This window comes from Candidatus Pelagibacter sp. Uisw_094 (genome assembly GCF_047729535.1).
Lineage (GTDB): Bacteria > Pseudomonadota > Alphaproteobacteria > Pelagibacterales > Pelagibacteraceae > Pelagibacter.
Window position 1 is genome coordinate 233227 of sequence record NZ_CP159823.1, and the last position, 20543, is coordinate 253769.

Consider the following 20543-nt stretch of genomic DNA (forward strand, 5'->3'; position numbering starts at 1 on the left):
AGTTTATATAAACTAAAAGTTAAAAACTAACAAAAGAGGGAGTTTTTTATGAAAAAACTAAAATTGTTTGCTCTTACAGCTGTAGCCCTAATGGGTGCTTCAGGTGTAGCAAACGCAGAAACTGCCATGTTGGCTTCTGACGACTTCGTTGGGATTTCATTCTGGCTAGTAACAATGGTGATGTTAGCGTCTACTGCTTTCTTTTTCTTAGAAGCAGGAAATGTTGCAGCAGGTTGGAGAACATCAATAATTGTAGCTGGTCTAGTTACTGGTATTGCATTCATCCATTACATGTACATGAGAGATGTATGGGTAACAACTGGTGAGTCACCAACTGTTTACAGATATATTGACTGGTTAATCACTGTACCATTACTGATGATAGAATTTTACCTAATTCTAGCAGCTGTAGGAAAAGCAAATTCTGGAATATTCTGGAGATTGTTAATTGGAACAGTTGTGATGCTTGTAGGTGGATACTTAGGAGAAGCAGGATACATTAACGCTACACTTGGTTTTGTAATCGGTATGGCTGGATGGTTCTACATTCTTTATGAAGTATTCTCTGGTGAAGCAGGAAAAGCTGCAGCAAAAAGTGGAAACAAAGCTCTTGTTACTGCATTTGGTGCAATGAGAATGATCGTTACAGTTGGTTGGGCAATTTACCCATTAGGTTACGTATTTGGTTACCTAACAGGTGGTGTAGATGCTGACTCACTAAACGTGATTTACAACATAGCTGACTTGCTAAACAAAACTGCATTTGGTCTAATCATTTGGGCTGCAGCAATGCAATCAGGTGGTAGAAAAGCTAAGTAATTAGTAAACCTAAATAATTTAAAAAGGGCGAGTACATTTTGTGTACTTGCCCTTTTTTTTTATGTAATTATATATAGTTCAATGCCTAAAATTACCTACATTGAAAATAATGGAAAGTCTCATACTATAGAAGTTTCTAATGGGTTGAGTGTAATGGAGGGTGCTGTTCAAAACGATATTCCTGGGATTGATGCCGATTGTGGAGGTGGAATGGCTTGTGCTACTTGCCACGTTTATGTCAAAGAAGAATGGTTTAATAAACTTCCAAAAAAAGAAGATGGTGAAGAAGATATGTTAGATATGGCTTTTGAACCTAATAAATTTAGTAGATTAAGTTGTCAGCTATTAGTTTCTGATGAACTAGATGGACTAACGGTTAGCATTCCATCAAAACAAGGTTAAATGATTAAAACAGATACTTTAATAATAGGCGCAGGGCCAGTTGGATTATTTTGTGTTCATCAATTAGGAATAATCGGATTAAAATGTGAAGTAGTTGATAACTTAGATAAAATAGGTGGACAGTGCATTGAGCTTTATCCTGATAAACCTATTTATGATATTCCTGCTGTTCCAGAATGCACTGGAGAAGAGTTAACCAACAATTTAATTGAACAGATTAAAGCATTCAAAACAAATTTTCATTTAAATGAGCGAGTACAAGAAATTAAAAAAGTTGAAAAAAAATGGTTAATAAAGACCAATAAAGGAACTGAATTTGAAGCATCAAGTATAATTATTGCAGCTGGTGTAGGATCTTTTGAGCCAAGAAAATTCTCAACAAAAGAAATTGAAAAGTATGAAGGAAAACAAATACTTTATTCAATTAAAGACAAAAAAATTTTTAAAGATAAAACAGTTACCATTTTTGGTGGAGGAGACTCAGCATTAGATTGGGCGATAGAACTCTCAAATACATCTAAAGTTATATTAGTGCACAGAAGAGATGAATTTAGAGGAATGCAAGCAAGTATTGATAAAGTTAACCAATTAAAAGATGAAGGTAAGATAGAAGTTCATAATAAATACCAATTAGGTTCAGTTAGCGGTAATGAAAAAGTTGAAAGTATTAACATCAAGCATGATGATGAGAGTATAAAAGAAATTAAAACTGATTATGTTTTGGGCTTTTTTGGATTAATAATGCAACTTGGACCAATTGCTGAATGGGGATTAAATTTAGATAAGAAAACAATACCTGTTAATACAGAAAATTTTGAAACCAATAAAGAAGGTATTTTTGCAATTGGTGATATTTGCACCTATCCTGGAAAACTTAAATTAATTCTTTCAGGTTTTCATGAGGGAGCATTAGCTGCTAGAGGTTGTTTTAAATACGCTAAACCAGATGAAAAATACAGATTTGAGTTTACCACTTCCTCTAAGACAGTAAAAAGCAGACTGGGTGTTAAAGAGTGATAGAGCTATTTACAGCAGATACTCCAAATGGAAAAAAAATTACAATAATGTTAGAAGAAATAGGTTGTGATTTTAAAGTTACCAAAATTGATTTTTCAAAAGATGAGCAATTTAAAAAAGATTTTAAAAAAATAAGCCCATTTGGAAAGATACCAGTAATTACAGATCATGAAAATGGACAGTCATTATTCGAGTCTGGTGCAATACTTATATATTTAGCTGAAAAACATAACAAATTTTATGAAGCAAAAGATAGGCATACCATAAACCAATGGTTGATGGCGCAGATGGGAATTATAGGACCAATGATTGGACAACATCATCAGTTTCATCATTACAATGCTGGAAAAAGTGAATTTGGAGAAGAAAGATATTTTAAAATTACAAAAAGAATTTATAGCGAACTAGATGAGAGATTATCTTCATCAAAATACTTAGCTGGAAATGAATACACAATTGCAGATATCGCAACTTGGCCGTGGATAGCAAGGCATGAATGGCATGACATTGGTCTTAGGAATTACAGTAACTTAACTAGATGGTATTTAGATATTGCAAAAAGAGAAGCTGTTATTAGAGGGTATGATTTATTAAAAAACATACATTTTACCTAAAACTTGATTTACATTACTGCCAATATAGCTTTGAACAACAAAGCCAATTCTTCTATCTTTACTTTTATTTAATCCCGAACCATGAACTATAGTCGGATGATGTAATGACATTTGCCCTGCTTTTAAAACCAAAGGTGTTGTTTTATCTAAGGGAACATTTTCTACAGTTTGACCTCTTGTTAGTAAGTTACCCGCATCATATTTTTGTTCATGATGCCTAATGTTATCTTTATGTGAACCAGACCACATTCTCATACAGCCATTTTCTTCGTTAGCATCAGTTATTGCTAACCAAGCAGTTACCCAATTATGTGGCTCCAGCCCAATATATGTTGCGTCTTGATGAAAACTTACAAATCCTTTTTCATAGGGGTCTTTAATAAATAAAGTTGTTCCACAGATAAGAATATTTTTTCCAATTATACTCTCAACAGCATCTAGCATTTTTGAGTTATGGCAAACTTCATCAAGTATGGGAGAAATCATATGCACATAATTTCTTCCAGCACCTTTCAGTTCATTAGGCCATTTAGTTTCAATATTTTCTATTTCTTTTCTTATCTCAAATGCTTGATCTTTAGTTAAGACTTCTATTGGAGCGACATAACCATTATTGTTATACTCTTGAAGTTGATTTGAAGACAATTTAGACATATTATTTAAAATATTATATGAGTGTAACTATTTCTTCAATAAATTTTTGTCCAGTTAAATCCATATCATTTCAAACTATCGATAATGTGTAATTAAAAAAAATTTTGGAATTATAGGAGATAGAATTTTTGCATTTGCTAAAGGTTTAGATTTAGAACAAGTAAAGCTATTTGAAAAAAATCCTGAAGAAAGAAGAGGAAAATGGAATAAAATTTTAACTCTAAAAAACTCTCCAGTATTGAATAAGTATAATTTTTAATTTGATGAAAATAAATTAACATTAACTTTTAAAACTGAGAAAATTTTAACAATTAATGTAAATGAAATGAATGAATATGATTTACTTTCAAATAAAATACTAGAATTGGAAAATTCTCTTAAAAAACCAATAGTATTAATGAAAAATAAAGACTTCCTTTTTTTGATACATCGATATCAAATAAAACAGTTTTACTCATTCGGTATCTCTTTTAAATAATAATAGTATTGAGGATTTCGAGAATAAAATTAATCAAAAAATTGAGGTTCAAAGATTTAGAGGCAACATTCATATTGAAGGAGTTGAACCATGGAAAGAACGAGAATGGATCGGAAAAATTGTTGAAATTAATGGTGTTTCTTTTAAAGTTGAAAAAAACATACCAAGATGTGTTGCAATTAATCTAAAACCAAACACAGATGACAATTCTTTAAATTTACTTCAGTCATTAAAAAAAACTTATAATCATTTTGAAATGGGAATTTATTTGACTGCACTTGATGATGGTGAAATTAAATTAAGTGATAAAGTTCAGATAATCAATTAATATAAATATTTTATTAAGCAACTTTAAGTTGCATCTATTTTTTTGGTGTACAAACAACTTCAATTTTGTTTTAATTATTAAAATAAACTTAAATAGAGGAAAAAAAATGAATAGATTTTTAAAATCAATAGGAGTCTTTCTTGTAATTCTTTTTAGTATTACTGCAGTTAGCGCTGAAACGTTGACTAGTAAATTAAAAGGTGGTGACAAGTTAAGACTTGGGTTTGGAACTGCAGTGCCATGGGCTTATGCGGGAGATAACGGTCAAGCTTTAGGATTTGTTAATATGATAGCTTTAACAGTTCTTGAAGAAATGGGAATTACAGAAGATCAAACTGAAACTAAAGTTTTTGAATGGTCTGGATTAATACCTGGATTAAATGCAAATCGTTCAGATATGGTTACTGGTGGTATGTATATTCTAAAAAGTAGATGTGCAAACATGAACTTTTCTGATCCTATTGGTGTTTTTGGCGATGCCATGATGGTTCCAAAAGGAAATCCTCAAGGAATTAATAATTATGCAGACGTTGTTAGAACTGGTGCAAAACTTGTAACCGGTGCTGGATTTAACACTGTTGAAGCTGCTAAAAAGTATGGTGTTCCTGAAAGTCAAATGATGTTAGTTGAAGGTGAAGTTGGAATTCTTGCTGCAATGAAAGCTGGAAGAGCTGATGTTGCTGTACAAACATTCTTTGGTGCAAAAGAACATGAAGCAAAAAGTAACGGTATGTTTGAAGTGACTGACCCTAAATTAATGCCTAAAGAAACTTTAAACGTAGTTGGTATTGGCTTTAGAAAAAGCGATGTTGAATTTAGAGATAACTTCAATGCAGCTTTAGCAAAAGTTATGGCTAACCCAGCAAAAATGCTAGAGAGAGCTGGTGAGTATGGTTATGATAAAGCTCAACTACCACCTCCTTCAATGAGTACGGAGTGGGCTTGTTCAACTAAGTAATATTAGTAATAGATTAATTTAATCAGGCGATGAATAAAAGTCGCCTGATTTTTTTTTAAATTTAATTAAAGGTTTTAAAAGTGAGTTATTTTTCATTCTTAGCTGAACACGGATCTACTTTATTACTGGGTACAGTTACTACAATTAAGGTATTAATTTGTGCTACTATTCTCTATGTAATAATTTCTATAATTTTTGGGTTAATGAGAGTGTCAAATAATTCAGTCATTCAAGGTGCTGCAACTATTTATATAGAATTTTTTAGAGGAACCTCTTTAATGGTTCAATTATTTTGGGTTTACTACGTTCTACCTTTTTTTGGCATGTCTCTTGAAGCGTTCACATCAGGTGTTGTAGCCATAGGAATGAATTTTGGTGCTTATGGTGCTGAAATAGTAAGAGGTGGAATAATAGCAGTACCAAAAGGTCAATGGGAAGGAGCTTATGCTTTAAACTTTAGTCCAGCAAAAAGAATGAGAAAAATTATTATACCGCAAATTTTTCCAGTTATACTTCCACCTGCAGCAAACTTGACTGTAGAACTTTTAAAAGCTACTGCACTAGTTGCACTAGTAACTGTTGTTGATTTAACATTTGAAGCAAAACAAATTAATTCTATTACATGGTTATCTGCGCAATGTTTTGGAACCGCACTTATAATATATTATATTATATCAAGATTTTTTCTTGTTCCTTTTTTACGTTGGTTAGAGGTTCTAGCTGCAAGAAAAGTAGGAAAGGAGAAAATATAATATGGATGCAGAATGGAAATGGGATTTTGCTTATCAAATATTGCCTAAAATGCTATGGGCAACCTTAAATACTATAATGGCTGCTGGAATAGGTTATGCAATAGCAGTCGTGGTAGGTATGTTATTTTTAATAGGTCAACGAACACCTTATAAATTTATAAACATAATAGTTAGAGAAATAGTCGAATTTATTCGTTCAACTCCACTTCTTATCCAATTATTTTTTGTATATTTTGTTGGACCTCAATTTGGCATAGTTTTATCTGCTTGGGTGTCAGCAATGATAACTATAGGGCTTCATTTTGGAACATATCTTTCAGAGGTTTATAGAGGAGCATTAGAGGGAGTTCCCAAATCTCAGTGGGAAGCATGTAGGGCATTAAATTTTTCCACAATATATACCTATAAAAGAATAATTTTTCCCCAAGCTTTTCCCATAGCAATTCCAGGAATGGGAAATTATTTAGTAGGAATTTTTAAAGATACACCATTATTATCAACTATCGGAGTTGCAGAATTATTTCATGCAGCAACAGCAGTAGGTGGGTATCATTATCGTTATTTAGAACCATATACTATGGTTGGAATTATTTTCTTAATTTTATCTATACCTGCAGCAATGGGTATTAGAAAATTAGAAAGAACAGTCAACAAGGCACAAGGAAAGGTAAAAAACTAAATGAATAATTCAGATGATGTTTTGGTAAAATTTTCTGATGTTACAAAACAATATGGTGATTTAGTTGTTTTAGATAAACTTAATTTGGAAATTAAAAAGAATGAAATGGTTTCAATTATAGGCCCATCTGGCTCAGGTAAAACAACTGTATTAAGAGCCTTGATGACTTTAGAAAAAATTGACAAGGGAGTAATTTATTTAGAAAATGAATCCTTAACTCATATGCCTGATAAAGAAGGGAAGCTAGTTATTGCTAATGAAAAATATTTAAGAGAAAGACGATCAAAAATAGGAATGGTCTTTCAGCAATTTAATCTTTTTCCTCATATGACTGCTCTACAAAATTGTATTGAGGCACCAGTAGAAGTGCTGGGTATGAAAAAAGAAGAAGCTGAAGAGAGAGCTTTAGATTTACTAGATTTAGTAGGACTTTCAGATAAAAAAGATGAGCATCCTTCAAGATTATCAGGTGGTCAACAGCAACGAGTTGCAATAGCAAGAGCTCTAGCAATGAGACCAAAGGTTATGCTTTTAGATGAAATTACATCTGCATTAGATCCAGAAGTTGTCGGTGAAGTTTTAAATGTAATTAGATCTTTGAATAAAGAACATGATCTTACTATGATTATGGTTACCCACCAGATGGGTTTTGCTAGAGAAATATCAGATAGAGTATGTTTTTTTAATGAAGGTAAAATATTTGAACAGGGACCTCCAGAACAATTATTTGACAATCCACAAAATGAAAGAACTAAACAATTTTTGCATGCAGTGCTTGATGCTAATTAAGCATTATATTTAAATCTTAATCGTCAGCGTATACTTTTTCTTCTTTTTCGTGCTTTTCTTGAGCTGCGATACAAAGATGTGCGACGGGTCTTGCCATTAACCTTTTTAATCCAATTGGCTCAGCAGTTTCTGCACAAAATCCAAAAGTTTTATCTTTTATTCTTATCAAGGCTTGATCAATTTTAGAAATTAATTTAATTTGCCTATTAATTGCTTTCATTTCTACATTTTTGTCTGTGTAGGAGCTTGCTTGATCCACAATATCTGCTGAAACACTATTGTCATCCATGGAGCCATGGTAAAGAGCTTCATTATTTGCTTTTACTAATTCTTTTTTCCATTCTGTAAGTTTTATCTTAAAAAAGGATAAGTGTTTGTCACACATATATTTTTCAGTATCTTTTGGGATATATGTTTTTGAAATTTTAATTGGTGCCTTTACTTTGTTTTCAGTGGCACTAATCTTTTTTATTACTTTAGTAGGTTTTTTGATTGCAACAGCAACTTTTTTTGCTTTAGCGGTTGGTTTTTTAGTAGATGGTTTTGAGATTTTAGGCATATGTATAAATTTAGTGGGCGGATTATATTCAGCAATTAATACGTGTCAAGCAAGCTTAATTCATATAAAATCGATGAAATGTTAATCAATAAAAACAATATAAACAAATTGTTTTATAGTTTTCTTATAATTCATTTGATTCTATGGACATTGGTTCCAACATTAACAAATAATAATTTACCACTGGATACAATTGAAGCCTTAGCTTGGGGAGGTAATTTAGATTGGGGATTTAATAAACATCCACCAGCAAGTGCATTTTTTTCTGAAGTTATTTACCAACTTTTTGGATCACAGGATTGGGCTTATTATTTATTAAGTCAATTGTTTGTAGTAACTGCATTTATTATTGTTTTTAAATTTGCTGAAGAACTATTTAAAAATAAAACTTTAAGTTTAATATCGGTACTTCTTTTAGAGGGTATTTATTTCTATAATTTTACAACACCTGAGTTTAATGTGAATGTTTGCCAATTACCTTTTTGGTCGTTGTGCGTTTATTATTCTTGGAAACTATTTGATAAACAGACAATAACTTTCAAGGATTGTTTTTGGTTTGGAGCTTTTGCAGCGTTAGGTTTTCTATCAAAATATCTTTTTATTTATCTTTTAATATCAATAGACTTATTATTTTTTTATATAATTTTTATAAAGAAATATAAAAAATTTGATTTCAAACACCTAATATCTCTGGAGGTCTTTATTGTTTTGTTAATTCCTCATTTAATTTGGTTAGCTAATAACGATTATATTACAATTACGTATGGGTTAGCCAGAACAGGTCTGGAGAATTCAAGTTTATTAGATCATATAACTTACCCTTTAATATTTTTAGGCAAACAAATAGGAATATTAATTCCATTTTTTATAATGTCATTTTTTTTAATAAAAAAAGTTAAGTTTAAAGTGTCTTTAAAAGATAAGAAATTATTATTCTTAATATTTATTAATCTAGTTCCAATTGGATTAATGTTCTTAACCTCAATGTTGACAGGATCTAAAATAAGAACAATGTGGATGACCCCATTTTATTTATTTTTTGGTGTATTAATTGTCTATATTTTTCAAGCACAAATAAATCTTAAAAAGTTAAATGGGTTCTTATCAGCGTTTATAATTTTTTTTATTTTTTCACCTTTTGTGTATGCCTATATTTCAATTACAGAAACAGATAAAAGAACAGATTATTTGGGCAAGGAAATAGCAATTAAAACTGAATACTTATGGAAGCAGAATCACACATTGCCAATAAACGTTGTCCTTGGCGACGAATGGTATGCTGGTAATTTATCATATCACCTCAATTCTAGACCAGTTTGGGAAGGGTTGATTACAAAGGAAAAACTTAATTCATTATCAAAATTTATTTGCATTGATAATATTTGTGTAGGAAATAGATGAATAAAATAAAAATTTTAATCCCTATATATAATGATTGGAAGTCAGCTTTTAAACTTTTAGAAGATATAGACTTGCATGTTAATGATTTAAACCATGAATTTTCAGTTATAATTGTAAACGACTGTTCTACTGAAGAAAGACCCATTAATGACTTTAATTTCAGCAATCTTAAGTCTATTAAAATAATCAACATGAAAAAAAATAAGGGACATGCTAGATGTAATGCATCTGGCTTAAGATATATTACTGAACATGAGGATTATGATTATATAATTCCAATGGATGGAGATGGTGAGGATAGAGTTGAAGAAATAACCTTACTTATTGATAAGACAAATGATTATCCTGATAAAGTCGTTACAGCCAATAGAGTAAAAAGATCTGAAGGGTTTTTCTTTAAATTTTGTTACTTTTTACACAAATCTTTAACTTTTGTTTTTACAGGACAGTCTATTAAATTTGGTAATTTTATTTGTTTGCCTAAATCTGCAGTTAATAAGATAATAAAAGAAAAGTCAGCATGGAGCAGTTTTTCAGGTACTGTTGCTAAATTATTTAAAGATATAAAGTCTGTCCCTTCAATAAGGGGTAAAAGATTTTTTGGGCCATCGAAAATGAGTTTTATTAACCTATTAAAACATTCACTATCAATCATAGCTGTTTTTAAAATAACATTATTAATTAGATCTATATTTTTTTTAATTGCTTACTTATTTCTAGTTGCTGGCAATCTATCATTGATTACATTATTGCCCGTTATAGGAGTTATTATTATGATGATTTCAGTAATTATACTTTCTCAGAGAGAAAATATTCTAGAATTTGAAAACTCTTTAGAAAACATTAGTAGCGTAGATCAGCTTTAAATAGCTTTTATTATTGGTAGTGAATGAAAGTTAGCCGTATCTATCTTTGAAGAGTGATCTCTCCTCATACTCCACTTTTTGTTAACTCCTGCACTAGCCAAGCTTAGTGTTGATCGGCCATATCTATAATTTGTACTATCAATAGCTCTCATTAAGCCTTTAATTTTTTCATCTTTTTCAGTGGAAAATAGATTTTTACTGTCACTTGAACTAACCAAACCAGTCAATGTTATGCCTGCTTTTTGATACCTATATCCATTTATAAAGATCTTATTTAATGCAACTAAAGCAGTTTTAACTATTTCAATACTATTATTAGTAGCTATTGGAAAATCTATAGTTTTAGCATTTGAATAATATACGCCTCTATTTTGAAAGGGGCTTGTTCTAACAGAAACTGTTATTGATTTTGCAATTAAAGATTCTGATCTAATTTTTTCAGAAGCATTTAAACAATAACTTGCTACTGCTTCTTGGAGTTCTTGAAATTTTTCAACTCTTGTACCAAATGACCTTGACACTACACAACTTTTTCTTTTTGTAGTTTTAGTTTCTAGTGGAATACAAGAAACCCCTCTAAGTTCTAACGCTGTCCTAGAACTTAAAACATTAGAACTTTTTTTAATCCAAGTGTTTGACATATTTTTTAACTGTTTAGCATTGTAAATTCCATTTTGATGATAAAATTTTGTAAGTTGCTTACCAACTCCCCATACATCATTTATATCTATTTTTTCTAGTAATGGATCAATATTTTCAATTCCTATTAAGTTTGTTACACCAGATTGTTTTTTCTTTGCTATATGATTTGCAATCTTGCTAAGAGTTTTTGTTTTTGCAATACCAATACTTGTTGGTATGCCTGTCCATTGTAAAACAATACTTCTAATTTCTTTTCCAACATCTTCAACTTCATCATCAGGATAATTACTTAAATCTAAAAAAGCCTCATCTACTGAATATATTTCTAATTCAGGATTGAATCTTTTTAAAGTTCTCATTACTCTTCTAGATAGATCTCCATATAAGGAATAGTTTGAAGAAAAAACATAAACTTTATTTCTAAGTATTGTATCTTTAGCTTTAAAATAAGGTTCTCCCATTTTAATACCAAGAAACTTTGCTTCATTTGATCTTGCAATAATACAGCCATCATTATTAGACAAAACAACGACAGGTTTATTTCTAATTTTAGGATTAAATAATCTTTCACAAGAAACATAAAATGAATTGCAATCTACTAACGCTATTTTCTTAGTACGTTGAATGGATGACATAAGTCACAACTCCCCAAATAAATACTTCCATTTCATCACCAATAATTATTTTATCTTCGATATTTTTTGAACCTGATGTCAAAAATTGACCATCCTTCGATTTAACAAAACTTTTAACAACTAATTCATCATGAACATTTGCAACAACTGTTGAAAAATTTTTAGGTTTTAAACTTCTATCAACAACTAATAGGTCACCATCATAAATACCAACATCGGTCATTGATTTTCCTTGAACCCTGATAATGAAAGTTGCTGGAACATTTTTGATCAGATGAATGTTAAGATCCACATCTTCTTCGATGTAATCTGTTGCAGGAGAAGGAAAACCTGCGCCTGCTTTATGTAGATAAAAGGGAATAGTTAATTTCATGTTCTTGTTTTGTTCTTATTTATAGAACAGTTATACAATACACGCAAGAAGTTGTATTTTGAGTCTGTAACTGAATCAAAGGTGAATCAAAACGTGAACATTGAAACTACATTTTGTACTCTTGTGGATAACTTCAACCATAGATAGTTTAATCCTCATATTAAAATGAAAAAAATTCTATCGATTATAATTCTTGGTTTAATTATAACCTCTAAAGGTATGGCTTATGAAGAAGCAAATTACGAAGTAGTGAAAAAAAATGAAATTTATGAAATCAGAAAATATTCTGATCGTTTAGCTATTGAAACAGATATATCAAATCAAGGTAGTAGTTTTAGAAAATTATTTAATTATATCTCTGGTAATAACGAGGATAATGAAGAGATTAAGATGACAACACCAGTTACCCAAATGGAAAAAAAAGGAAATATGACCATGCAATTTTATTTACCTTCAAGATTTAATAAAGAAAACATACCGAGCCCATCCAATCCAGATGTTAAAATATTAAATATTAAAGGTGGTTATTATGCAGCCATTATATATTCAGGAAGAGCATCTGATAAAAATTTCATTAAACATAAAAGTATTTTAGAAAATGAATTAAAAAAGGATAATATATTAATTTTGAGTCCACCTATTAAAGCAACCTATGATGGACCTTTCACACTACCTATGCGTAGAAGAAATGAAGTAATGTTTGAAATTAATATAAAAAAATAAAGGAGAAATATAGATGAAAAAACTAAAATGCCATTGTGGAGAAGTAGAAGCAGAAATAAATGTACCTGATAACTTGGAAAAAGTTTTAAAATGTAATTGTTCTATTTGTAAGAGAAAAGGAGCAATTATGTCTATGGTTAAGAATGAAGATTTTAAAATTATTAAAGGTGAAGATAAGTTAACGCTTTATCAATTTCATTCAAAAATCGCAAAACATTATTTTTGTTCTAATTGTGGAATTTATACGCATCACAATCCAAGAGCCAATCCAGCTATGACAGGATTTAATCTTGGGTGTGTAGATGAAATAAATACTTTTGAATTAAAAAATGTTGCAGTCAACGATGGTCAAAACCATCCTCTTGATAAAAGATAATTTTTTATGCAAGAAATTAATGATTGTTTTAAAAAAGTAAAAAAAGATTGTTTTAAATTTATTTCCTCTCAAGAAACCAAGAAAGATAAATTTAAAAACAAAGATAAGATGATTAAATTTTTTTTGATCCCTGTTAGTTTTTGGATAGTAAAAAAGATTAATAAAAAAAAACCATTAATAATTGGTTTAGCAGGAGGACAAGGGTCAGGCAAAACAACCGTCTCATCAATTTTAACTTTAATTTTAAAAAAATATTTTAAGTTAAATGTTTTTAAAGTTTCTATTGATGATTTTTATAAAACAAGAAAAGACAGAAAATCATTATCTAAAAATAAACACTCTTTATTAATGACGAGAGGAGTGCCTGGAACTCATGATATAGATTTAATGTTAAATTTTTTTAAACAAATTAAAGATAGAAACTTTAAAAGTTTACAAATTCCAACATTTAATAAAGCAATAGATGATAGGTGCCGAAAGAGTTTATGGTATAAAATCAAAACAAAGCCTGATGTAGTAATTTTTGAAGGCTGGTGTGTTGGAGCAAGACCTCAGTTAAACAGTCAGCTTAAAAAGCCAATTAATTCCCTTGAAAAAGTTTATGATCAAGGAGCTAAATGGAGAACCTATGTTAACAATCAATTAAAAACTAAATACAAAACCTTATTCAAGCAATTAGATGGATTTTTATATTTAAAGGCTAAAAACTTTAGCTTATTAAGAGAATGGAGATTAAAACAGGAGAGAAAGCTCTGGGTTCAAACAAAAAACAAGAAAAACTTAAAGATTATGAGCAGTGGAGATGTGATAAACTTTATGCAGACTTATCAAAGAATAACTCAACAAATGTTTAAAGATGCGATAAAAAGCTCATCAGTTATAATGAATTTAAATAGAAATCATCAGATCGAAAAGATAAAATTTAAAAAATAATGAAAAAAATAATTTTAATACTATTCTCAGTTTTGTTTTTAAATCAACAGGTATTAGCAGTAACTTTATTTGAAGCACTTACAGAAGCTTATAAAAATAATACTGACTTAAATGCTGAGAGAGAAAATATTAATATTTCTGAAGAAGATTTAAGAATTTCAAAAGGTAACTACTTACCCACTGTCACAATTTCTGGAAGCAAAAGTCAAGAAGACACAAGTAAATTGACCAATAGATCAGGTGTTGAGCAGTCAGTTAATGATGTTGATCCTTCTACTCAATCTATAAAAATTGAACAAACATTGATAGACTTTGGAAGAAATGCTGATGTTCAAAAAAATCAAATTGGAATTAGGCTTGCAGTAGCAAAATTATTAAAAAAAGAACAAGAAGTTTTATTAAAAGCGATTGAAGCATATTCAGGATTAATATTAGCTAATAAAAAATTAAAGATTAATCAAAGTAATCTTAGTTTGTTAGAGCGACAAGTTGAAACTAATAAAGCCAGACTTGAAAGAGGTCAAATTACTTTATCTGATTTAGCTCAATCTGAGTCTTCATTAGCTGGAGCCCAAGCAAATTTTATTCAATCTAAAAACGAAATCATATCTAGTAAGTTAAATTATGAAAATGTCATTGGACCAATTGTAAATATAAATAGCTTAAACAATAATTTTGATATTAAGCTTATGCTTCCAAATAATTTGAGTGATGCAATAGATAAATCAAAAACATACAATCCAGAATTAATTATTGCAAAATTAGAATATGAACAATCAGAAAAAGATGTGCTTATTTCACGATCTGATTTGTCACCTTCTGCAAAACTTTCTTATGAGAATTCTAAATCTCAAGATTTGAGCTCATCATATGACGAGCGTGATAAAAATATTTTAAAAGCAACTGTTACTTGGCCAATATATTCAGGTGGGAAAAATAGAGCTTCATTAAACAAAAGTCGAAATTTACAAAATAGAAAAAAACTATTATTAAGCAGTGCTACAAAAACTAATAACAGCAATGTAGCAATCTCATGGTCCACACTTCAGTCTTCAAAAAGTTTATTAAATTCAGTTAACTCTCAAGTTAAAGCAGCTGAGATTGCCAATGAAGGAATAACAGTTGAATATGAAACTGGTCTTGGAAGATCTACACTTGATGTTATTCAATCAAACTCAATTTTACTAAGCTCAAAGATAAGCTTAGCAGATTCTGAAAGAAATTATTTACTTTCACAATTTAAACTTCTTCAAGCTATTGGTTTGTTGAATAGTAATTACTTAAAAATACAGTAATTAAGCCATTTTATTATAAAAAAAATAACTATTGAAAAAAAGAACAAAATGTGTACATTTAATACACGATTCGAACACTAATTATTTAATAAAAAGGCATAAAATGACTAAAAATAACTTAAAAGTAGTTAAATCTACAAAAGCACAACAAGCAGAAGGCAACGAAAAAAGCAAAGCTTTAGACGCGGCAATGGCCCAAATTATCGATAATTTTGGAAAAGGATCAGTAATGAAACTTGGCCAAAGAAGAGCAATGGACATCGAGTCAGTTTCAACTGGATCATTAAGCTTAGATGTAGCGCTTGGAATAGGTGGCTTACCAAAAGGAAGAGTTATTGAAGTCTATGGACCAGAATCATCTGGTAAAACAACCTTAGCATTACAGGTACTAGCAGAGGCTCAAAAAGCTGGAGGAACGTGTGCGTTTATAGATGCAGAACATGCTTTAGATCCAATTTATGCAAAAAAGCTTGGCGTAGATACTGAAGAATTATTAATTTCACAACCTGATACTGGTGAGCAAGCTCTGGAAATAGCTGATACTCTAGTTAAATCAGGATCAATTTCTGTTATAGTAATTGACTCTGTTGCAGCACTAACACCTAGGGCTGAAATTGAAGGAGAAATGGGAGATCACCACGTAGGACTTCAATCAAGATTAATGAGTCAAGCTTTAAGAAAGTTAACAGGCTCAATCTCAAGCACAAATACAATGATGATTTTTATTAACCAAATTAGAATGAAAATTGGAGTTATGTTTGGAAGTCCAGAAACTACATCTGGTGGAAATGCACTTAAATTCTATTCATCTGTTAGATTGGATATCAGAAGAATTGGTGCCATTAAAAATGGGGATGAAATTATTGGTAACTCAACAAGAGTTAAAGTGGTTAAAAATAAAGTAGCACCACCATTTAAAGTTGTTGAATTTGACCTAATGTACGGCAAAGGTATTAGTAAAGTAGGTGAATTAGTTGACCTTGGTGCAAAAGCTGACATTGTTGAAAAAGCTGGAGCTTGGTATGCTTATAAAGGTGAAAAAATTGGACAAGGAAGAGAAAATGCTAAAACTTATTTAGAGCAAAATCCTAAAATTGCAGCAGAAATTGAAATGGCAATCAGGGAAAAAGCTGGAGTGATAGCAAAAAAAATTGAAGGTAACCCTCTTGATCCAGAAAAAGCAGCAAAAGATCAAATAGAGGATCCTAAAGTGGAAATAAAAGAAGAAGTAACACCTCCATCTAAAAAGAATTAGTTAAAGTCATCTTTAATTATTAAAAGGCGCTTAATTTAAGCGCCTTTTTTCCCTACACTTATCTAGACATCAAATAAAAAAGCTGTATTTTAAATGTATGGCTGACAAAACACTAAATCAAATTAGGACAACTTTTTTAGATTATTTTGAAAAGAATGATCACAGGATAGTTGAGTCTAGTAATTTAGTTCCAAATAATGATCCAACATTAATGTTTGCAAATTCAGGAATGGTACAATTTAAAAATGTATTCACTGGATTGGAAAAAAGAGACTATGTAAGGGCCACAACCTCGCAAAAATGTGTAAGGGCAGGCGGTAAGCATAACGACCTTGAAAATGTAGGTTATACGCCAAGGCACCATACATTTTTTGAAATGCTTGGAAATTTCTCATTTGGAGATTATTTTAAAGAAGAAGCAATTAGTTATGCATGGAATTTAATAACTAAAGAGTTCGGAATTGATAAAAAGCGTCTTTATGTAACAGTTTACCATGATGATGAAGAGGCATTCAATTATTGGAAAAAAATAGCTGGTTTTAGTGATGATAGAATAATCAAGATAGCAACATCAGATAACTTTTGGTCTATGGGCGACACAGGACCTTGCGGACCATGCTCAGAAATATTTTATGATCACGGTGACCATCTAGAAGGTGGTTTGCCTGGTACTAAAAATGAAGATGGTAACCGGTTTATAGAAATATGGAATTTAGTATTTATGCAATATGAACAAATTTCAAAAGATAAAAGAATAGATTTACCAAAACCATCTGTGGATACTGGCATGGGTCTTGAAAGAATAGCAGCACTATTGCAAGGAACACACGATAACTATGAAACAGATCATTTTAAAAAACTGATACTGTCTGCATCTGACACATTAAACGTTAAAGTAGATGAAGTTAACCAATCTAGCTTTAGAGTAATAGCAGATCACTTACGAGCAAGTTCATTTTTATTAGCAGAAGGAGTTTTACCATCTAATGAAGGTAGGGGATATGTACTTAGAAGAATTATGAGACGTGGAATGAGACATTCACATTTGCTAGGTTCCAAAAAACCAGTCTTCTATAATATCTTTAAAACACTCCTAGAGGAAATGTCTAATAACTATCCTGAGCTAGAAAGAGCACAATCATTAATAAAAGAAACTTTAAAAACAGAAGAAGAAAAGTTTTTAGTTTTATTGGATAGAGGAATAAAAATATTAAATGAAGAGTTAGAGAAAGTGGAAAAAATATTACCTGGTGAAGTCGCATTTAAACTTTATGATACATTTGGTTTTCCATTAGATTTAACTGAAGATATTTTGAAAAATAAATCACTGACTGTAGATGGAGAGAAGTTTGATTTATTAATGAAAGAAAGCAAAGAATTAGCAAAAAAAAATTGGAAAGGATCAGGGGATAGTTCCATAGATCAAATATGGTTTGATATAAAAGATCGTTTAGGAGCAACTGATTTTTTAGGATATTCTACGGACAAAGCAGAAGGTGTAATTACTTTAATTCTTAAAAATAATAAAGAGGTTAAAGATCTACAAGAAAATGATGAAGGAATTATAATTACAAATCAAACACCTTTTTATGGCGAGTCAGGGGGGCAAGTTGCCGATACAGGAATAATTTCTAATGAGGTTTTTGAATTTGAAGTGTCTGATGTTCAAAAAAAACTAGGGGATTTATTTGTTCATTATGGAAAAGTTATAAAAGGTTCGGTTAAATTAAAAGACAGTGTTGAATTAAAAATAGATACACAGAGAAGAGATAATATTAGAGCCTACCATTCTGCTACTCACTTATTGCACGAAGCGTTAAGAAGAGTTTTGGGTGAGCATGTAACTCAAAAAGGATCTTTAGTTCAGTCTGATCGATTAAGATTTGATTTTAGTCATATGAAGCCTATCTCAGAAGAAGAGATGGAAAAAATTGAACATTATGTTAACTCAATAATTCAAAAAAAGTCAGAAGTGAAAACAAGAATAATGACACCTAAAGAAGCCGTTGAGAATGGTGCCTTAGCTCTATTTGGAGAAAAATATGGCGATGAAGTAAGAGTTTTGTCTATGGGGGACGAGGAAGATAAATTTTTCTCAACAGAACTCTGTGGAGGAACGCACGTTGTAAACACAGCTGACATTGGAAAATTTAAGGTTATAAGCCAATCATCTATTGCAGCAGGTGTAAGGAGAATTGAAGCATTAAGAGATACGCAGTTAGTTGATTATTTAAAAGAGAAAGAAAACTTATCTAATCTATCAGATCAAAAAAATGAAGCAGTTATAAAAGACTTAGAGACAAAGATTATTAAATTAGGAGGAAAACCTAATCTTCAAAATAGTGATCAAGTAGCCTTGATAAAAGACCTTAATAGACAATTTGATCAACTTTCAGTTAGCTTAATATTAAAAGATAAAGAAAAAAATAAAATCAATGATCAAATTATTAATGGGTTTAAAGTTAGGTTTCAAAATATTGTAGATTTACCATTTAAAGATCTACGTAAGTTAATTGATGAAGGAAAAAAAGAAATTGGTGAAGGATTAGTAATAATTTATGCAATCAATGACAATAAAATTGGATTAGCTGTAGGTGTTACCAAAACATTAGAGGGCAAGTTTGATGCCGTAAAAATTGTTAGAGCTGGTTCAGAAGTTATTGGTGGTAAAGGTGGTGGTGGAAGAGCTGACTTTGCCCAAGCAGGGGGAACATTACCTGATAAAATTGAAGAGTCCTTTGAAAGTATTAAAAAATTAATTAATTAAGCTTTTTCTTAAGTTGTCCATCTAACTCATCTAAGAAACCATTAGTAGTTAAGTACTTACTTGAGGGTCCAATCAAAATTGCTAAATCTTTAGTCATTGATCCATTTTCAACACAATCAATACAAACTTTCTCTAAAGTTTTCGAGAAATTAATCAGCTCCTCGTTTCCGTCTAATTTTCCTCTATGTGCAAGACCCCTAGTCCAAGCAAATATAGATGCAATTGGATTTGTAGAAGTTTCTTTACCTTGTTGATGCATCCTATAATGTCTAGTTACAGTTCCATGAGCTGCTTCAGCCTCCATTACTTTTCCATCAGGAGTTAATAGAACGCTAGTCATTAAACCTAATGAACCATATCCTTGTGCCATGGTATCTGATTGAACATCACCATCATAATTTTTACAAGCCCAAATATATTTACCACTCCATTTCATTGCACAAGCAACCATGTCATCAATTAGTCTGTGTTCATAAGTAATTTTTAATTTTTCAAATTTTTCTTTAAACTCTTCATCAAATATTTTTTGAAAAATATCTTTAAAACGGCCATCATATTGTTTTAGGATTGTATTTTTTGTTGATAAATAAACAGGCCATTCTTTAATCAAACCATAGCCAAAACAAGATCTTGCAAAGTCTTCTATCGATTTATCTAAATTGTACATTGATAAAGCTATACCTGGTCCAGGAAAGTTAAAAACTTCATATTTTATTTCTTGGCTTCCATCTTCAGCTGTCCATTTTACTTCCATTTTACCTTTTCCAGGAACTTTAAAATCTGTTGCTCTATACTGGTCTCCAAATGCATGCCTTCCAATAATCACTGGGTCTGTCCATGAAGGTACTAATTTAGGAATATTTTTACAAACTATTGGCTCTCTAAACACAGTTCCTCCAATAATATTTCGTATAGTTCCATTGGGAGATCTCCACATCTTTTTTAAATCAAATTCTTCAACACGGGCTTCATCGGGTGTGATTGTTGCACATTTAATACCAACACCAATTTTTTTAATTGCAGCAGCCGAATCAATTGTTATCTGATCGTTAGAATTATCTCGGCTTTTCATGCCTAAATCAAAGTATTCAATACCCAAATCTAAATATGGAAGAATAAGTTTACTTTTAATAAACTCCCATATTATTCTTGTCATTTCATCGCCATCGAGTTCGGCAACTGGATTTTTAACCTTAATTTTAGCCATATTTGAATAATTTATATTAGT

General features: G+C 30.6%; 21 protein-coding genes and 1 pseudogene. 17 read left to right on the plus strand and 5 right to left on the minus strand.

The features are described 5' to 3' along the window. Positions 1 to 48 precede the first annotated feature (48 nt). From ABXT72_RS01225 to ABXT72_RS01240, 4 genes are all read left to right on the plus strand, one after another. Positions 49 to 819: a bacteriorhodopsin-like gene (locus tag ABXT72_RS01225; protein ID WP_271492687.1), complete on the plus strand. Its 771-nt coding sequence runs from the start codon at positions 49 to 51 to the stop codon at positions 817 to 819. Between the two features lie 81 nt (positions 820 to 900). Beyond that, entirely contained in the window at positions 901 to 1221 is a 321-nt protein-coding gene (locus ABXT72_RS01230) for a 2Fe-2S iron-sulfur cluster-binding protein (RefSeq protein WP_271492689.1), read from the plus strand. Beyond that, positions 1222 to 2238, plus strand: coding sequence for an NAD(P)/FAD-dependent oxidoreductase (locus tag ABXT72_RS01235; protein WP_415278527.1), 1017 nt, complete (start codon positions 1222 to 1224; stop codon positions 2236 to 2238). Beyond that, positions 2235 to 2852 carry a glutathione S-transferase family protein gene (locus ABXT72_RS01240; RefSeq protein ID WP_415278528.1) on the plus strand — a complete coding sequence of 206 codons (618 nt, stop codon included), beginning with the start codon at positions 2235 to 2237 and terminating at the stop codon, positions 2850 to 2852. The genes ABXT72_RS01235 and ABXT72_RS01240 overlap by 4 nt, the downstream gene beginning before the upstream one ends. Here ABXT72_RS01240 and ABXT72_RS01245 read toward each other — a convergent pair. Further along, positions 2829 to 3506 (minus strand): phytanoyl-CoA dioxygenase family protein, encoded by a 678-nt coding sequence (locus ABXT72_RS01245; RefSeq protein ID WP_415278529.1) that lies wholly within the window; start codon positions 3504 to 3506, stop codon positions 2829 to 2831. The two genes, ABXT72_RS01240 and ABXT72_RS01245, sit on opposite strands and share 24 nt — an antisense overlap. 470 nt (positions 3507 to 3976) lie before the next feature. On the opposite strand from ABXT72_RS01245, the pseudogene ABXT72_RS01250 reads away from it, so the two are divergent. The 5 genes and pseudogenes from ABXT72_RS01250 to ehuA all read left to right on the plus strand — a co-directional run. Beyond that, a pseudogene (locus ABXT72_RS01250) lies at positions 3977 to 4312 on the plus strand (MOSC domain-containing protein); the annotation flags it as partial. Positions 4313 to 4418: 106 nt separating this feature from the next. Then, a complete protein-coding gene (locus ABXT72_RS01255) occupies positions 4419 to 5270 on the plus strand; it encodes a transporter substrate-binding domain-containing protein (RefSeq protein ID WP_415278530.1) in 852 nt (283 codons plus the stop codon). Positions 5271 to 5350: 80 nt separating this feature from the next. Next, positions 5351 to 6022 carry an ectoine/hydroxyectoine ABC transporter permease subunit EhuC gene (ehuC, locus tag ABXT72_RS01260; protein WP_415278531.1) on the plus strand — a complete coding sequence of 224 codons (672 nt, stop codon included), beginning with the start codon at positions 5351 to 5353 and terminating at the stop codon, positions 6020 to 6022. A gap of 1 nt (position 6023) precedes the next feature. Further along, positions 6024 to 6701, plus strand: a complete 678-nt coding sequence (gene ehuD / locus ABXT72_RS01265) for an ectoine/hydroxyectoine ABC transporter permease subunit EhuD (protein ID WP_415278532.1) — start codon at positions 6024 to 6026, stop codon at positions 6699 to 6701. Beyond that, positions 6702 to 7490, plus strand: a complete 789-nt coding sequence (ehuA, locus tag ABXT72_RS01270) for an ectoine/hydroxyectoine ABC transporter ATP-binding protein EhuA (RefSeq protein ID WP_415278533.1) — start codon at positions 6702 to 6704, stop codon at positions 7488 to 7490. Between the two features lie 16 nt (positions 7491 to 7506). Here ehuA and ABXT72_RS01275 read toward each other — a convergent pair whose 3' ends face one another. After that, a complete protein-coding gene (locus tag ABXT72_RS01275; RefSeq protein WP_415278534.1) occupies positions 7507 to 8049 on the minus strand; it encodes a TraR/DksA family transcriptional regulator in 543 nt (180 codons plus the stop codon). Positions 8050 to 8127: 78 nt separating this feature from the next. Here ABXT72_RS01275 and ABXT72_RS01280 point away from each other — a divergent pair, with 78 nt between their 5' ends. Together ABXT72_RS01280 and ABXT72_RS01285 are read left to right on the plus strand one after the other, a co-directional pair. Further along, positions 8128 to 9450, plus strand: a complete 1323-nt coding sequence (locus ABXT72_RS01280; protein ID WP_415278535.1) for a glycosyltransferase family 39 protein — start codon at positions 8128 to 8130, stop codon at positions 9448 to 9450. Then, on the plus strand, positions 9447 to 10316 hold the full coding sequence (locus ABXT72_RS01285; protein ID WP_415278536.1) for a glycosyltransferase: 870 nt from the start codon (positions 9447 to 9449) through the stop codon (positions 10314 to 10316). Before ABXT72_RS01280 ends, ABXT72_RS01285 begins: the two co-directional genes overlap by 4 nt. Here ABXT72_RS01285 and ABXT72_RS01290 read toward each other — a convergent pair. Next, on the minus strand, positions 10313 to 11593 hold the full coding sequence (locus ABXT72_RS01290; RefSeq protein ID WP_415278537.1) for a Y-family DNA polymerase: 1281 nt from the start codon (positions 11591 to 11593) through the stop codon (positions 10313 to 10315). The genes ABXT72_RS01285 and ABXT72_RS01290 overlap by 4 nt on opposite strands. Next, positions 11571 to 11966, minus strand: coding sequence for a LexA family protein (locus ABXT72_RS01295; protein WP_415278539.1), 396 nt, complete (start codon positions 11964 to 11966; stop codon positions 11571 to 11573). The genes ABXT72_RS01290 and ABXT72_RS01295 overlap by 23 nt, the downstream gene beginning before the upstream one ends. Positions 11967 to 12131: 165 nt before the next feature. Between ABXT72_RS01295 and ABXT72_RS01300 the strand changes: the two genes are divergently transcribed. The 6 genes from ABXT72_RS01300 to alaS all read left to right on the plus strand — a co-directional run bounded on the left by ABXT72_RS01300 (position 12132) and on the right by alaS (position 19315). Further along, positions 12132 to 12689, plus strand: a complete 558-nt coding sequence (locus ABXT72_RS01300; protein WP_415278541.1) for an SOUL family heme-binding protein — start codon at positions 12132 to 12134, stop codon at positions 12687 to 12689. 13 nt (positions 12690 to 12702) lie between these two features. Continuing rightward, positions 12703 to 13065 (plus strand): GFA family protein, encoded by a 363-nt coding sequence (locus ABXT72_RS01305; protein WP_415278543.1) that lies wholly within the window; start codon positions 12703 to 12705, stop codon positions 13063 to 13065. 6 nt (positions 13066 to 13071) lie between these two features. Then, the gene (locus tag ABXT72_RS01310) at positions 13072 to 13998 is read left to right on the plus strand and encodes a uridine kinase (protein WP_415278544.1); all 927 of its coding nucleotides are present in this window, start codon (positions 13072 to 13074) and stop codon (positions 13996 to 13998) included. After that, positions 13998 to 15293 (plus strand): TolC family protein, encoded by a 1296-nt coding sequence (locus ABXT72_RS01315; RefSeq protein WP_415278546.1) that lies wholly within the window; start codon positions 13998 to 14000, stop codon positions 15291 to 15293. The genes ABXT72_RS01310 and ABXT72_RS01315 overlap by 1 nt, the downstream gene beginning before the upstream one ends. 103 nt (positions 15294 to 15396) lie before the next feature. Next, positions 15397 to 16548, plus strand: coding sequence for a recombinase RecA (gene recA, locus ABXT72_RS01320; RefSeq protein ID WP_415278547.1), 1152 nt, complete (start codon positions 15397 to 15399; stop codon positions 16546 to 16548). Positions 16549 to 16645: 97 nt separating this feature from the next. Continuing rightward, positions 16646 to 19315, plus strand: coding sequence for an alanine--tRNA ligase (gene alaS, locus ABXT72_RS01325; protein ID WP_415278548.1), 2670 nt, complete (start codon positions 16646 to 16648; stop codon positions 19313 to 19315). Here alaS and ABXT72_RS01330 read toward each other — a convergent pair. Further along, positions 19308 to 20522, minus strand: coding sequence for an NADP-dependent isocitrate dehydrogenase (locus ABXT72_RS01330; RefSeq protein WP_415278550.1), 1215 nt, complete (start codon positions 20520 to 20522; stop codon positions 19308 to 19310). The two genes, alaS and ABXT72_RS01330, sit on opposite strands and share 8 nt — an antisense overlap. Positions 20523 to 20543: the final 21 nt, after the last annotated feature.